General features: G+C 38.4%; 13 protein-coding genes. 3 read left to right on the forward strand and 10 right to left on the reverse strand.

Annotated elements, in window-relative coordinates:
• Position 1: 1 nt before the first annotated feature.
• From FOC45_RS06140 to FOC45_RS06150, 3 genes are all read left to right on the forward strand, one after another.
• A complete protein-coding gene (locus tag FOC45_RS06140; protein WP_009392153.1) occupies positions 2-1,207 on the forward strand; it encodes an acetate/propionate family kinase in 1,206 nt (401 codons plus the stop codon).
• Positions 1,208-1,544: 337 nt separating this feature from the next.
• Positions 1,545-2,936, forward strand: coding sequence for a decarboxylase (locus FOC45_RS06145; RefSeq protein ID WP_009392152.1), 1,392 nt, complete (start codon positions 1,545-1,547; stop codon positions 2,934-2,936).
• Positions 2,936-3,883 carry a DUF4421 family protein gene (locus FOC45_RS06150; RefSeq protein ID WP_009392151.1) on the forward strand — a complete coding sequence of 316 codons (948 nt, stop codon included), beginning with the start codon at positions 2,936-2,938 and terminating at the stop codon, positions 3,881-3,883. The genes FOC45_RS06145 and FOC45_RS06150 overlap by 1 nt, the downstream gene beginning before the upstream one ends.
• Before the next feature lie 94 nt (positions 3,884-3,977).
• On the opposite strand, the gene FOC45_RS06155 is transcribed toward FOC45_RS06150, so the two are convergent.
• The 10 genes from FOC45_RS06155 to FOC45_RS06200 are packed head-to-tail and all read right to left on the reverse strand — an operon-like array spanning position 3,978 to position 14,653.
• Positions 3,978-4,568 carry a hypothetical protein gene (locus tag FOC45_RS06155; protein WP_155846615.1) on the reverse strand — a complete coding sequence of 197 codons (591 nt, stop codon included), beginning with the start codon at positions 4,566-4,568 and terminating at the stop codon, positions 3,978-3,980.
• A 4-nt stretch (positions 4,569-4,572) separates the two neighbouring features.
• Positions 4,573-5,259 carry a hypothetical protein gene (locus FOC45_RS06160; protein WP_009392149.1) on the reverse strand — a complete coding sequence of 229 codons (687 nt, stop codon included), beginning with the start codon at positions 5,257-5,259 and terminating at the stop codon, positions 4,573-4,575.
• Positions 5,260-5,266: 7 nt separating this feature from the next.
• Positions 5,267-5,545: a hypothetical protein gene (locus FOC45_RS06165; protein WP_009392148.1), complete on the reverse strand. Its 279-nt coding sequence runs from the start codon at positions 5,543-5,545 to the stop codon at positions 5,267-5,269.
• 7 nt (positions 5,546-5,552) lie between these two features.
• Complete coding sequence (locus FOC45_RS06170) at positions 5,553-6,896, reverse strand: hypothetical protein (protein WP_009392146.1); 1,344 nt, start codon at positions 6,894-6,896, stop codon at positions 5,553-5,555.
• 21 nt (positions 6,897-6,917) lie between these two features.
• A complete protein-coding gene (locus FOC45_RS06175) occupies positions 6,918-8,324 on the reverse strand; it encodes a hypothetical protein (protein ID WP_009392145.1) in 1,407 nt (468 codons plus the stop codon).
• Between the two features lie 14 nt (positions 8,325-8,338).
• The gene (locus FOC45_RS06180) at positions 8,339-9,304 is read right to left on the reverse strand and encodes a hypothetical protein (RefSeq protein ID WP_009392144.1); all 966 of its coding nucleotides are present in this window, start codon (positions 9,302-9,304) and stop codon (positions 8,339-8,341) included.
• A 4-nt stretch (positions 9,305-9,308) separates the two neighbouring features.
• Positions 9,309-10,640, reverse strand: coding sequence for a S8/S53 family peptidase (locus tag FOC45_RS06185; RefSeq protein WP_009392143.1), 1,332 nt, complete (start codon positions 10,638-10,640; stop codon positions 9,309-9,311).
• Positions 10,641-10,660: 20 nt separating this feature from the next.
• The gene (locus tag FOC45_RS06190; RefSeq protein WP_009392142.1) at positions 10,661-11,152 is read right to left on the reverse strand and encodes a hypothetical protein; all 492 of its coding nucleotides are present in this window, start codon (positions 11,150-11,152) and stop codon (positions 10,661-10,663) included.
• Between the two features lie 6 nt (positions 11,153-11,158).
• Positions 11,159-11,866 carry a hypothetical protein gene (locus FOC45_RS06195; RefSeq protein ID WP_009392141.1) on the reverse strand — a complete coding sequence of 236 codons (708 nt, stop codon included), beginning with the start codon at positions 11,864-11,866 and terminating at the stop codon, positions 11,159-11,161.
• A gap of 12 nt (positions 11,867-11,878) precedes the next feature.
• Positions 11,879-14,653, reverse strand: a complete 2,775-nt coding sequence (locus FOC45_RS06200) for a virulence factor SrfC family protein (protein ID WP_009392140.1) — start codon at positions 14,651-14,653, stop codon at positions 11,879-11,881.

A 14,653-nucleotide genomic window follows, 5' to 3' on the forward strand; every position in this document is an offset into this window, starting at 1 on the left:
AATGGAAATATTAATCATTAATTCAGGGAGTTCATCTCTCAAATATCAACTAATTGATTCTAAAACAGGAGAATCAAAAGCTAGAGGTATCGTAGACCGTATCAATATAGACGGTAGCTACGTGAAATATGTAGCTGTGAAAAACGGCAAAGAGGTTGAAGTAAAAAAAGAGCAACCTATCCCTACTCACGAGGTAGGTATGAACTTGGTAGCAGACCTTCTTACTGACCCCGAAGTAGGCGTTATCCAAAATCCTAGCGACATCAAAGGGGTAGGACACCGCGTAGTACACGGAGGTGAGAAGTTTGTACAACCTACCGTAATTACTGATGAGGTAGTAGCTGAAATCAAACGCCTTATTCCTCTATCGCCTTTGCACAACCCTGGTCACTTAGAAGGCATACGTGTAGCTCAAAAACTTTTTGACAAAGCTACCCACGTAGCAGTGTTTGATACCGCTTTCCACCAAACAATGCCAGCTAAAGCATTCCGCTATGCTATTCCTAACGAGTACTACGAAAAATACGGATTGCGTGCTTACGGATTCCACGGCACCAGCCATAAATATGTAGATGCTCAAGCGCGTAAATACCTCAATAATCCGCACATCAAAAATATCACCATTCACTTAGGAAATGGAGCAAGTATGGCGGCTGTAAATGAGGAAGGTAAATGCGTAGATACTTCTATGGGGCTTACCCCTCTCGACGGACTTATTATGGGTACACGTACCGGACAAATAGACGCCTCTGTAGCGTTCTTCTTAGGGCAAGAGTTAGGTATGAACTATGAAGAAGTAAAAACATTATTTAACAAGAAGAGTGGTATGCTTGGGCTTACAGGTCATTCTGATGCCCGCGATGTAGCAGCGCTATACCACAAAGGCGATGCTAATGCTGCCCTTTGCTACGAGATGTACGGCTACCGTATTCAGAAGTTTATAGGGGCTTACACCGCTGCTCTTAATGGTTTAGACAGTATTGTATTTACTGCAGGTTTAGGCGAAAACGATGCGCTTACTCGTTCATTTGCTTGTAAGCACTTAGATTTCTTTGGTATCAAACTCGATGAAAAGAAGAACGAAGAGCTCAATCACCCTACCAAACCAGTAGAGATACAAGCGGCTGACAGTCGTGTAAAGATTCTCATCATCCCTACTAATGAAGAATTGCAAATCGTAAATGAGATTGTAGATTTAGTAAAATAACTCTTAAAAATTACTTTTTTAGTAACTTTGCCAAAGAAATTATTACCTTTGGCAAAGTTTTTTTTATGCAATATATATTGTAATTCAAAAATAATATTTAATTTTGCACGCGGGTAGTAATGTACTATCGCTGAACTATAAAATAATTTAATTGCTAAAACCTTAGTTGTCTAAAATGAACATCTTATTTTTAAGTTATTTTCACTCTGCACGTACTCATTCCTTGCAAAGTAAGTTCAAGGCTAAAAGCCTTTCACCTCTCCGTATTTGAACCAGATTGATTATTTGTTTCCTTTTAAATTTAATAACTAATAATTAACAAGTATACTGAGTTCAAATGAAAAATAAATATATCGACCTAATTGACCAAACCTATTACTTCCCACAAGATGAATTTACCTTAGATGGCGATGAACTTCGCTTTCATAATATTGACCTAATGGAGTTAGTACGCCAATATGGTGCACCTCTGAAATTTATGTACTTACCAAAGATTTCAGAGAACATACAGCGTGCTAAAAAGTGGTTCGAAAAAGCTATCAAAAAACATAAATACAAAGGTGAGTATAACTATTGCTATTGCACCAAAAGCTCACATTTCAAACACGTGATGGTAGAGGCGCTAAAGAATGATATTCATATGGAAACCTCTTCAGCTTTCGATATCAATATTATCAACAACCTTATCAGCGAAGGACTCATCAATAAAGAAAGTCATATACTCTGTAATGGTTTCAAACGCGATGCCTATATTGATGGTATTGCAGACCTTATCAATCGCGGGTATCACAACTGTATCCCAATTATTGATAATTACGAAGAAATCAATTTATTTGAAGAGAAAATAAAAGACAAATACAGCATCGGTATTCGCATTGCTTCAGAAGAAGACCCTCGTTCTGAGTTTTATACCAGTCGTTTGGGTATTGGCTATAAAAATATACTTCCTTTCTACAATCGAGAAATTAAAGACAATCCTAAAGTGCGCCTAAAAATGCTGCACTTCTTTATCAATACAGGTATCAAAGACAATGCCTATTATTGGAATGAGTTACTGAAGTGTCTACGCGTATATATACAGCTTAAAAAAGTTGCTCCAGAACTTGATAGCCTCAATATTGGCGGAGGGTTCCCTATCAAGAGTTCATTAGCTTTTGAGTACGATTACGCCTATATGGTAGATGAAATTATTCGCCAAATAAAAATCACTTGCGACCAAGAGAAAGTACCGGTACCTAATATCTTTACTGAGTTCGGAAGTTTCACAGTAGGTGAGGCAGGAGGAGCTATCTATGAGATTATGTACCAAAAGCAACAGAATGACCGCGAAAAATGGGATATGATTAACTCGTCATTCATCACTACCCTACCCGACTCTTGGGCTATAAACAAGCGCTTTGTGTTGCTGCCTATCAATCGTTGGAATGATGAGTACGAACGCGTATTATTAGGTGGTCTTACCTGCGATGGCGATGACTATTACAACAGCGAACAGAATATGAACGCCATCTACCTACCTAAGTATAACAAAAACAAACCACTATACATTGGTTTTTTCAATACCGGAGCTTATCAAGATAGTATAGGTGGGGTTGGCGGACTACAACACTGCCTTATACCGCAGCCTAAAATAGTGCTTATCGATAAAGATAAAGACGGTAAAATTACCTCTCGCCTCTTTATGGAGCAACAAAAAGCTGAGGATATGCTGAAGATATTGGGCTACTAATGAAGTATATAGCATTATTCCTTTTATCAATAGGGGTACTACAAGCGCAAGATACCGATACAGAGAAGAGTCGCCATTACCAAATGTGGTTAAAGCCTTCGCTGAGTATCAATTACCTTTCGGTAGATGTAGAAGATAGTCCTCGTAATGAGATTTTGGGCAACAAATCGGTGTTGCCCAACTATCCCCTAACAGCTGGTATAGGCTTAGGCATTTATAACACTTATATAAGCATTGATTACGCTAAAAGTATAATGCCTCTACGCAATGAGCATACTTATGGCAAAACCCAGTATTTCGACTTTCAGCTTCACTCTTTCTTCAGCGAAAAGTATCTGTTAGACCTCTATTACCAAAGTTATAAAGGTTTTTACTATCGACATAAGGGGAAAGTACAGCTATTAGAGGATACCCGCATACAACAAGTTGGGGCTGAAATGCTATACTTTACAAATTGGGAAGAAAAATCATTGAAGAATATATTTGCTTCTGATGGCAGTTTGCTTACTCCATCTTTTAGTTGGTATTTAGGCGGAGGAGCTTACTACCATAAGGTGATAATGCCACTCATTACCCCTGAGAAAAACGATACTTTCAGACATATACAAGCTGGTATAAGTGGAGGGGCAGTAAGTACAATTGAATTGTATCCTCACCTTACCCTGCGAATGCTAATGGGGTTAGGCTTTTACCTCGGTGGCGATGCTGATCGTTTAAGCCAAATGAAAGTAAATAATTACTTTAACTACCGTGTAGATGGAGGTATAAGCTATAGCAGAGCACGCTGGACAGCAGACTTTTCTATACTGCATAATAATAAACGTCTTTTCTTCAAAGATAACGAATTATTAGGTATCAATACAAGTACTTTCAAAATAAGTTATATAAGGCAATTCGGTATCAAATCAGGATATAACAATAAAGTAACAAGACTTTTGGGTATGTAACCCATTATTACAATTTTCTAATAGCATCTTTTATGGCTTGGTCATAAAGGATGTTTTTTCTTTGATAGGTATCTCTATAGTTTTTCAGTTCTTGCTATACTTGTTCTTTCTGCTCTTTGGTAGTTGTTTTTCGGTGTAGTTTTACCTTTCTAAACTCCGCTATCGCTTTGTGATAAGCTAATTCATAATCAGGCACGTAGCCATCGGTAGCATACTCATCTACTAAAGCTATTACTTTGTCAAATTTGAGCTTAGAAAGGGCTATTTTAATATCTTGCAACTGACTTTTACCTACTAACTGACTGCGTATCTCATTAAAGGTAGCTTCTGTTGCTGGATAATTTAGCAGTTCCTTTTGCTGTTGTTGTACTGTTTTTATTCCTTTAGGATTTTGAGCTACCTTCAGATAATCATCTATCATAGTGCGGAGCTCTACTAGTCGGTTAAAGTTAAAGTGCGCTATATCTGTTTGATAGTCGGTGGTTACTAAAGCGTAATGTGCCTGAAGCATCAAGTAAAAGCCATCTAAATTTTGTCTGTAATTCTCGTTTTGCAATAGGTCTATTACCTTTTGATAGTTTCCTTTTTTATGCTCTGCTGCTGCAGCTAAGTACTTATCATCTATATGCTGAGCATTAGCAAACAGCGAGAGTAGTAGAGTGCTAAAGAATAGGAGCTTTTTCATTTTTTCAATCGTTATAAATATCGTACATTCTTTCTTTATAAAGGCGATAATGATCATATGCCTCTTTCAGCTTTTGCAAGTTATTTTCTTGTGTTTGTTTTACAGTAGCCGATACTTCAAACTCTGTATATTTAAGTTCTGATACCTCTTCTTGTAGCTTTTCGTACTCTTCTGTATTAAATTCTGACGAAGGTTTTTCTATAAAAGTATCCACCTTAGCTGGCAATGTCTGAGTAAAATAATGGTACCATTGTATCTTGCGCTTCACTTCTGCTATTTTATTCTTATCTGCCTTTAGAGTAGTAAGATGAGTAAGTATTTTCTGTATATCCTCTTCAGGCAAAGGGTCTTGTAGCAAGAGGTCTTGTACTTTAGCAAATGAAAGCTCTGTATAAGTATCATTTAGCTGACTAAGATAAGTATCCTTAAGGTCTTCAGTGATGTCTTGTTGCTGATAATAGCCTATTATCTCAGTACGTAGGTTATTGTACTGTTGTGGAGTAATACTATGTACTTCTAAGGCTTTTATCTGGTTTTTGATAGTTTGAGCTACCTCCTCACCAGCCGTTACAGTTGTTTGCTCAGGAGTACTGCTAAAATCAGTACCCGAAAGCCATGTATAGAGTGCTATCACAGCAGCTATGCCTAAGGCACTAAGCATAAAGTATAGAGTGCGTTTATTATCTGTCATAGCTGTATCATTTTTTCTTTTTAGTAAGGACTTGGGTAGGCGTAGCTACCGCTGTAGTAGCAGAGGTAGTAACTGTAGTAGTTGCTGCAACTTGTGCCGCTTGCTGCTCTGCGGCTCTGTATTGCAAGCGTACATTCTCTAATCGACTATTAACTTCTGCTATCTGTTTATCTTTCTGACTAAGAAGGTCTTTCGCCTCGTTATCTACGTAATAATAACCAGCTACAAAGCCGATAAGCAAGCCTAAGAAAGTGGCTATAAATAGGTATATTTTCTTCTTGTTCATTGTCTTATTATTTAGTAGGCAAGCTAAAGAGCTTTTGGTTTTCTTTTTCTAAAAGAGCATTAGTATCGTCTAACTGTTGTTGTTTTTGCTGTAGTTCTTCTTTATAAGTATAATTTCGGAAAGCATACCCTCCTACTCCACCTATAATAAGAGCTAATACAGCAAAAAGCAAGAGGTCTTCCCAATTTGATTTATCAGAAGCAGTAGAACTATTACCTTGCTGTGGCAACTGAATTAGTAAGGTATCTTCATATAGGGTTACAGCCTTGCGTTCTGCAGCTTTTCCGTGTATTGAATAAGATAGGGTATCTGTCTGTAATGCACATACCTCAGCTTTTTTACCTATAGGTATTTCTACCTCATTCACCCAAAATTTAGCTAAATAATCATCAGGATTTTTCACTACCAATTTTCTAGTGCGCAACTCGCTAAGAGTATCTGCTACTTCTATACGCTCTGCTCTACCCTTTAGCTTTACAATAAATGTATCTTCTTGAAAACCGTAAATATAAAAATCTGTTTTAGGTTTTACAGGCTGATTGCGTACCTCTACACTCTCTATACACCTTTCACTATCTATTATATGCAGTGCTTTAGTACTAAAGTGCGTTACCTCATTGGGTAGCAGCTGTCGCTCATTGTTAGGAAATTGATAATACACCTTAGCATCATTAGGTAGTAATAACAACTTAGTAGTTGCGGGCACTGCTACCTCATTCACCCAAAGCGACTTCAGATAATGGCGAGTATCCTCTATCTGCAATCGGCGTGTATTGATATTTTCTACTGGTTGTAAATGAAACTGACCTAAATGCGGACTATTGATAGCTTCTGTAAAAAGATATAACTTCTCTATAAAGGCATTTCTATCGTCTTCAAAAAGACTTTCTAAACTATCAGGAGTCGCTACTGTATAGTAGTCTCCTTTCTTAATACTAGTTTCATCTATCGTATAGGGGACACGTTCTTTTATAGCACGTGCCTCTATTTGTGTGATCAGGTCAGAGTACTCTTGTTGGGCTACCCCTGCTTGTATAGTTGCCTCATAGCGTTTAGCTATTGTAATGAGGCATTCTCGAACATTAGTAAGCTGATAACGAGGCGATAAAAAAAGGCGTATAGCGTAAAAACCAGCACGTTTCTCGCGGTCTAAAACTTTTTTAATAAACGAATAGGCTACCCATTGCTCATTCTTAGCCAATGAAAAGAAAGGAGCGTCAGTAAGCTGCATAGCCATATTGCGCTCATCGGTTAAGAAAAGCTTAGTATCAAGTTTAGCTATAGCGGGCGAAGTGGTGTATTCGGTATTAAGTCCGCTAAAAGTGCGCTGTATCAAAAGATGTACTTTCATAGTGTTTTAAGGGTTTAGTAATTATCCGAACAGCCCACCAAAAATACCTTTCCCTCCTCCTACGATAAAGCTATCCGAAAGGACTTGTTCTACTATATTTCTAGAATATTCTTGGTTGTATTCTTTTAAGATTTTATCATAACACACTTCTCCTATAGAAAAAGGAAATACTTTTATTTTGAACTTATTACCGCTGTTTTCTTTAGCGTCAATGCAGTTGTTGAGCAAGTTTCTAAACTCTTCTCTTACAAACTCATCAGCTAAGTCCAAATCAGTTTTCGAATTCTGACCGTAGGATTTCTTTATCACATCAAACTTATTGACAACTATGTAGATAGCATCTGTTTTATCCAATATCTTATAGGTTTTAAACATATTGAGGATACTTACATAGATGTCGCTTTGGCTATACATATTGGCGTAATCTGCCTCCAATCGTTGTTGGTGCTCTAAGGCATCTAATACGAATATAAGAATTTTGCGATTACTGTTCTTCACATAGTTCACAAATCCTCTTACTTCTTCGTTTTCTAATCCTCCATCAAATATCTTAGCATAGTTCTCACCTGGTACTTCTACTATATTCAGTGGGTGGGCTTTTTTCTTATCATCTTTTAATGATATAGCTATATAGTTATAAGTACCCGAACCAGTAGGCTTGGGTAGCACACCTTTCTCTAAATAAGAAGTAATTTGGGCAGAATATTTCTCTCCCTCTATATTATAAGAATCGGGTATACTAATACCCATTTTCTTAGTGTAATAAAGCAGTCCTGAGAGCATCACCGATTTACCCGAAGCAGGAATACCTACAAAAAAGACATCAGTACGCCCTTTATCCATTTGGGGCAAGTCTTCTACGTTATAAAATTTAGTAATATTCTGATTTTGATAGTGCTTAAAAGAAGTAACTATCCGTTTGGGCACACCTGCCGCTTCTAAATCGTCATAGGTATAAAGCCGCTGATTGATTCTATCTATAATATCTTGTATCCCGACTTGTTGGGCAAGTACCTTCTGTATTTCAATAGATTTATCTGCAGTAGTTCTCTGATAAGTAGGAGCTACCGGAGCAGCTGCTACTGGGGCAGAAGGCGGAGGAGTAACAGGAGTACCAAAAATAGAAGCATTAGGGTCTGTATCCCAAATAGAGCCTTTAGATTCTGTATCCCAAATAGATTTTTGAGGCTCAGTATCAAAAATAGAACTCTGTGTTTGTGAGGCAGGTTCTTCAGTAGGGAGCGTAATCCCTTCGCGCTGGGCTTTGCGCCTCTTAAGCTCTTCTACTTTTGATATTTCAAGATGATAATTAGCAAACTCTTCAATGGTAATATCGCCTTGCTGCACAAACTGGTCTAGTTTATCTATAGTGAAAGCAGACGGATTACAACACTCCTGAAGTATTTGCATCTTTTTTATTCTGTTCATAGTATTTACGTGTTTTAATATTCTATTACTTTACCTGAGGTAGTATCAGTATCGTTTCTGTATACCCTTACTTTGTACAAGAAAAACGGAATAAGGATAAATAAGTGAATTATCACCACTGCAAGGGCAGGCAGTAGCCAGTTAGGAGGGTATTGCTTGTTGAGCTCTGTGAAACTATCAAGCGGCAACTGCATTTTATTTATAGATACTGGCTCTGGAGTTTTGTTTACAGGCAATTCTGATAGCTTTTTATTGAGCAACTCATAGCTATCAATTACAAACGTATTCAGGTTCTTATACTCGGTAGCTACTCTTAGTCTATTCCACTGCTGAAAGCGGCGTTGATAGTCGTTAGCCTCATTCACTCGTTTGTCTATCTCTTGTTGATTGTCTTGTATTTTGCTTCTGACGGCTATCAAGCGCGAAGCTACCAAATCATCTACATCTATATTCTGAGGGGTAGCCAACACCTGCGCATCTATGTTATAAGGGGCTGCCATCAGTTGGTTTTTCAATGTAGGACTCTTGCTCTTTACATAAGCGCGCAATTTATTGGTAAGCTGACTCTCAAAGTTCTGCATATCAGTCTTAGCACGATTGGCATATATATCAGAAAAAGTATTAATTTTATTTATCTTTTCGTTTACCTCTACTTGTACCTTGTCTTTAGCATTAGTTTCTATGTTAATTAAGTGAGTTAACGGCACAAAGCTAAAGATAGCTAACACTACAAATAACACCAATAGTATAGTAGCGGGCGACTTATATAGCTGGGTCACCATCTTCTGTTTGCTCTTCTTCAGTAGTTGAATAATGGCGTAATATAGCACTACTACTAATGCACTAATAGCTATACTTATCGGAAAATTACCTGAGGTAAAATATAGCAACCCAAAGAAATTGCCGATAAAAAGAATCACCAGAAAGATGAGAGATACTACATCTACAAAGGTAAAGTTGTCTTGTTTAAACTCTGTCATAATATTAAAAGGTTTTGTTGTACAATACAGCCAATTGCTGTTGGTAAATAGTGTTTTTCTTCAGTTCTGCTATTATCTGACTACTGCTGAACTGAGGGTATTTGCTCTTTAGAGCTACCACAAAAGCCGTTACTATAGGCGCTGCAAAACTCGTGCCTTGTGTTATTTCTGTTTGATTGCCAGTGCTAGCTACCTTTATATTTTCCCCTTGTGCGTAAAGGGTAGTTAAAGTGCCGTAGTTAGAGAATTTTGATTTGCGATTATGCTCATCTACTGCCCCCACTTTTATAGTATTTTCAGCACGCTGCAGAGGGTCAAAGCCTGTCAGCATATTGTCATTACCAGCTGCAAGTACTATTATAGTTTTGTTTTTCTCTGAATAGGCAAAGAGCTCCTTCCAGAAAGTCTCTTCGTCTTTAGCCCCATTCTTAATAAATTCCTGCTGATAAGGCTCTGGTAGATAGTCTAATCCTTGCAAGTTGGCTCCTAACGATATGTTTACTACATCTGCTTGATTCTTTATAGCATAGAGTACCGCTTTTATTATGTAGGTAGAACTCATCATACCATTAGCATCAGCTACTTTTATAGGGATAAGCTGTGCCGAGGGCACTATCCCTTGTATATCAGCGTATTTATTGCCTACAATTATAGAAGCTACCGCTGTACCGTGATTGATTGGCAAAGGACTCACATCGGCACTATTGTCAGTCGCATTATAAGGCTTGAGGTATCTACCTGCTAACGAAGGGTGTTGCAGGTCGAACCCATTATCTATAACGGCTACTTTTATATGCGAAGTGCTAAGCTGTCGCAAAGGGTATAAGTTCTCTGCTTGCAGATAGCGATTGCTCTCTGTTGCTTGTTTGTCAAATAGAGCTTCGTCCCATACCAATAGGTCATAGGCAGGCATCTCTGTTTTTACTTTCTGTTTAAAAGCGGCTCTATCGGCATCAGCTACTTTTAGCTGCATATAGTTGATAGTGCTATCTACATAATTGATGCGATATTGGGTAGTATCAAACTTCTGGGTAAATTCCTGTACAAAGCGTTTTGCTTGATAAACAGTATCTTTAATAGCGAGATTTAGCAGGTCTGATACTATCTTTCGCCTGCTGATAGTATCAATTATTACCTTATCGCGATCTATAGGTTTAACCCTATAGTAGTTGCTGGGCAATGCTGGTGGCTGACTTACACTCCCTGCAGGAGGTGTAAAATAAGGTCGCCCACCTATCTCCCACTGATAACGCAAGAGTATTAAGAACCAAAAAAGGATACTCAGCAATAAAGCGAGGAATAGTATTAAATAATATTTAAAAGGATATTTATTCATCGGACTATTATATTTTTCAGTTATTCAGGACAACTAAGTTGATATTCCCACTCTGTACGAGTATCAGGTCCATATACTTCTACTTTGCACTCTTGCGGCTTGCCTTTTTCAGCTTTGTAGTAAAAGCTCAACCTACCTTCACCACTTACCGTATCAGCAGTACTTGCTACTACGTTACCATCGTAGTAAATGGTCAGCCTATCGGGCACGGTATACATTTCATAAGCTACGTATACTGTACCGGGCTTACTGCCAAGCAGGTGGGTAGTGGTAGTCAGTCCATAACCGCCCGACTCTACTGCCGCATCACAATTAACTACAGCTGGCGGAGCGGTACTACCATCAGTAGGAGGAATAGGATTCTCAGGTGTGTTAGGCTGTTGATAGTATGATGGAGGATAATTAACCTCGCATTTAGGATGCCACAAAAGGGCATAAATAAGCACCCCTAAGAGCAGGAAAAAAAGCAGGTAGTATAACCACCAATGACGGTAAAAAAACTTATCTTTCATAATCTGTTAATACATTAGTGATTTGATAAAAAAAGTAAGAGCTATCAGCACTAATAACAAAACGAGTAGCCAACTCCGATGTGCTGCAAACTCTTTTAGAAACTCTAAAAACGACCTTTTTTTAGGTTGTTCCAGCACAGGCTCTGGCTCAAAATCAATTACTTTCTCTTCTTCTACTGGCTGAGGGACTTCTTCTGGAGCTATAGGGAGCTCTTCAGGTGCTGGGGTTTCTTCTATTACCAAAGGTTCTTCTACAGGCTGCTCCTCAGGTATTTCTTCCTTCTCTTCAGCTATAATAGGGCGTTGTATTTGGTCATTATTAAACGCCCACCCCCATACAATACAGATTTGTTGCCCATTGCTGAATATTTTATTGTCTTTCTCACTAAAAACTTTTTCCAATAAGCCAGCCCAATTCTTATTATTAGGGTCAGGACTCTGAGCAAGACTCTGTATGTGCTTTTGCAATTCGTCTTTAAAAGCAAAATACTGGCGTTGTGCCTGTAGGTCAGTAGTTTCACGCAGCTGGTCAAAAGGCGAATACCAATCTACCTCATAATTATGCAGGATAGGCTTAGCCAATATATTTCTATACGCAGTGGCAATACGTGTGCGTATAAAGTTATTAACCAATTCATAAGTATTGAATAGGTGCTTATTGTCGTGCGAAATAGGCACGAATGAATCTGTAGAAAGAGTATAAAACTTGTGCATTATAGCGTCATATTAGGGTTGATAGGCAATATATTGCGAGAGCAACAACTTCAGCGCATTGTTCTCTGCTTCGTCATAATCTACAAAACCGCTATTGATAAGCAAAGAGATGCGCAATAACTCTATCCAGCGGTTGTATTTCTCCAAAGCTATCGTATTTACATCCATTTTAGTATTGTCAAAAAGATCTGCAATAGTAGCATCATCGGTGCTATTAGTGCGCATAAAGTAAGAGTGCGGATTATTCTTTATCATAGCGAGTTCTCTTATCTCTCTTACTTCGTTATCAGTGATAAACTGCATATCAAAATTATAGACAATATCGTTAATCAGCAGGGCAAAGGTTTCAGCCATAAACACTTCTTCTCCTTGTATACCTTTTATTTCCGACACTATATTGTCAAAAATTTTCACTAACTTTTCTACTATACCGCGCTTTTTGATAATAGTTTTATAATGCTCTGTTATTGCGTCTATATTACTCTTAGTGATGTGGTACTGCACAAAATCAGTATAAGGGTTTTCACTGATTTTTGCCTGCCAAGTATCAAGCATCAACTGGGTGTAATACACTGCCTTCGACTGACTTCTGATTGGCTTAAAAAGGTCGCTTAGCTGAATGTCAAAAGCTGCCAATTGCTGTGCAACCTCTTCCTTGCTGGTCAGCCACATTTGTCGTTTTAGTATCTCCACTACCTCTTCTTCTGTAGTTGCTTGTTCCAATTCTGGATACTGAGTATAGAGTATAGAGGCATTACTAAGGGCGTTATGTATTTGCTCTTCCACATCTATAATAAGGTGTTCATTCAGTAGGTTATACACCTCTATAGGGGTTACACTCAGTTGCTCTATAAACTTATTAAACAGCGAAAAATCTTGCCTTATCGAGGCGTTAAACTGAAACTGTAGTTGTGTAACCAACTGCATATTCTTAGTCCGCATAGCCTGTATATCATCCGTGTACAAGTAGGCCGAAAGCTCTGTTTGCAAATCTCTAAGTGTCTGGTTGAGCAGTGTGATATAATGATTTATCTTTATAAGGTTGTTCGATACCTTTTGCAGATTATTAATAATGCGTTCCGAACCGTCTTGGTTCACTTTAGCTGCGGCATCCCAAGCGGCTTGTGGGTCTTCAAAGTGTCGCTGTACAAAGTCAAATTCAGTAAACGAGCGTTTCAGCGCATTCATAAAATCCACCCTATCTGCCCGTAGTGCTGTCTCTTCTTTGTAAGTCTCAAATCCTTCAAAAGTATGTTTCGAGTAGTTGAAATCACGCAAGAGATACATATTGCTAAAGTAAGGCGAACCTACCGACCAATGGGTATGCCAATCTCTTGATTTGGTAACGATTTCTCCCTCAAAAATAGCATTAAAACGAGCTATCCATTTGTGGTTCAGTGCCGTATAGTCTGTTAAGTAGTTATTATCTGCCCCGTCTTTATAATATAGCTGTTCGTTAAAAAAGGTGTAGATAACAAACAGTGGCGGAATGGCAGCATTAGCTAAGGTAAGAGTGCGCTTCTCTTGGGTATCTCCTATATTCTTGGCTATCCAGTTGAACAAAAGGTATGACAACTCATTAATTTCTAACTGCTTGTCATTATTGCAAAACAGTAAATTATTAATACTGTAGTCATCAGAATAACGGTTGAACAGATAAGACACCTTACCGCGTATAAGCATCTGCTTTTGGTTATCTTCATTAGCTATCCCTGCTTCTTCTATCGCCAAACGAGTGCGCGCCCCTGGGAAGTCCAACAGGTCTGAGTTTTCTAAGAAAGGCTTAGCGTGCACTAACTCAGGTGGTATAGAGAAGATAAGCTCCATTATCAGTACCGAAAGGTAATTAATATCTATGGTTACCTCTCTACCTGTAGCTGTTTTAATAACCGTATCGCGTTGCACTTTTCCTAACTGTTTGATGCGTTCTACATCCAGTATAGCACCTTCTTCGCGCAACACGGTGTCAAAACGCAAGTATGCTTCAGTAGTGTAGTCAAGACTGTGCAGTTTCTGCATCAGCTGGTTAAATATAGCGGTCAGATACTGATTCTTATTCCACAGCACCTCAAAGATAGCACTCCACTGAGTATAGTCAAACTGCGAAATAATTTTAGCTATGCGCTGAAAAAAGCGTGTTTCTACCAGCCCTTCAAATAGTATAGTGTGTTTAGAGAGGTGGTTGTCAAAATAGTCCTTTATTTCTAATATGTCAAACTCATTAAGATACTCTTGTTTAGGCGTTTCTGTCTGTAGTTCATAACGTTTGATATGTGCCTCAAGGTCGCGTTTAGAGATAAACGAACTTATCTTTTTCAGGTCTAAGAAAAAGGCGTCAAGTATCAGTATTAGTATATCTTTAGCGTTGAGTAAGCGTACTTTTAGCGGAAAGTCAGGATATTTAGTCTCCTGCTGAATAGTAAAGCGCGTTACTAATCCGGTACTTTCTTTACCTCCTGCTGGGTTGATACGCTGCAAAAAATCATATGCCTCTGCCCCATTTCTAATCTCAAAAGGTGTTTTAGCGGTGCTGAGTAGGTTTTTTATAAGGTACGACTTCCCCACTTGGCTGGCTCCAAAGAGTGCCATCACGGGTTTAGCGTCTATATTTTGCAGTATCTTATTAAAGGTGTTAGCTGCCGATTTTAGGTGCAGTAATACCTCATTGCGTTGCTCGTACTTCAAATTCTTTTCTGCCCACGCTACTGTTTGGGTTACTAATGCTTTCTTATCAGTGATAAAACGCTTTAGGGTATCTATATCTTGCTGACTATAATTTGTTTTCAT

It is taken from the genome of Capnocytophaga sp. FDAARGOS_737 (assembly GCF_009730375.1).
GTDB classification, from domain to species: Bacteria; Bacteroidota; Bacteroidia; order Flavobacteriales; family Flavobacteriaceae; genus Capnocytophaga; species Capnocytophaga leadbetteri.

What these genes read in the sequence shown, in the direction of transcription:
- FOC45_RS06160 (WP_009392149.1), bottom strand. Translation starts at nt 5,259, where the DNA reads ATGACAGATAATAAACGCACTCTATACTTTATGCTTAGTGCCTTAGGC.
- FOC45_RS06170 (WP_009392146.1), bottom strand. Translation starts at nt 6,896, where the DNA reads ATGAAAGTACATCTTTTGATACAGCGCACTTTTAGCGGACTTAATACC.
- FOC45_RS06195 (WP_009392141.1), bottom strand. Translation starts at nt 11,866, where the DNA reads ATGCACAAGTTTTATACTCTTTCTACAGATTCATTCGTGCCTATTTCG.
- FOC45_RS06185 (WP_009392143.1), bottom strand. Translation starts at nt 10,640, where the DNA reads ATGAATAAATATCCTTTTAAATATTATTTAATACTATTCCTCGCTTTA.
- FOC45_RS06175 (WP_009392145.1), bottom strand. Translation starts at nt 8,324, where the DNA reads ATGAACAGAATAAAAAAGATGCAAATACTTCAGGAGTGTTGTAATCCG.
- FOC45_RS06190 (WP_009392142.1), bottom strand. Translation starts at nt 11,152, where the DNA reads ATGAAAGATAAGTTTTTTTACCGTCATTGGTGGTTATACTACCTGCTT.
- FOC45_RS06155 (WP_155846615.1), bottom strand. Translation starts at nt 4,568, where the DNA reads ATGAAAAAGCTCCTATTCTTTAGCACTCTACTACTCTCGCTGTTTGCT.
- FOC45_RS06180 (WP_009392144.1), bottom strand. Translation starts at nt 9,304, where the DNA reads ATGACAGAGTTTAAACAAGACAACTTTACCTTTGTAGATGTAGTATCT.
- FOC45_RS06140 (WP_009392153.1), top strand. Translation starts at nt 2, where the DNA reads ATGGAAATATTAATCATTAATTCAGGGAGTTCATCTCTCAAATATCAA.
- FOC45_RS06200 (WP_009392140.1), bottom strand. Translation starts at nt 14,653, where the DNA reads ATGAAAACAAATTATAGTCAGCAAGATATAGATACCCTAAAGCGTTTT.
- FOC45_RS06145 (WP_009392152.1), top strand. Translation starts at nt 1,545, where the DNA reads ATGAAAAATAAATATATCGACCTAATTGACCAAACCTATTACTTCCCA.
- FOC45_RS06165 (WP_009392148.1), bottom strand. Translation starts at nt 5,545, where the DNA reads ATGAACAAGAAGAAAATATACCTATTTATAGCCACTTTCTTAGGCTTG.
- FOC45_RS06150 (WP_009392151.1), top strand. Translation starts at nt 2,936, where the DNA reads ATGAAGTATATAGCATTATTCCTTTTATCAATAGGGGTACTACAAGCG.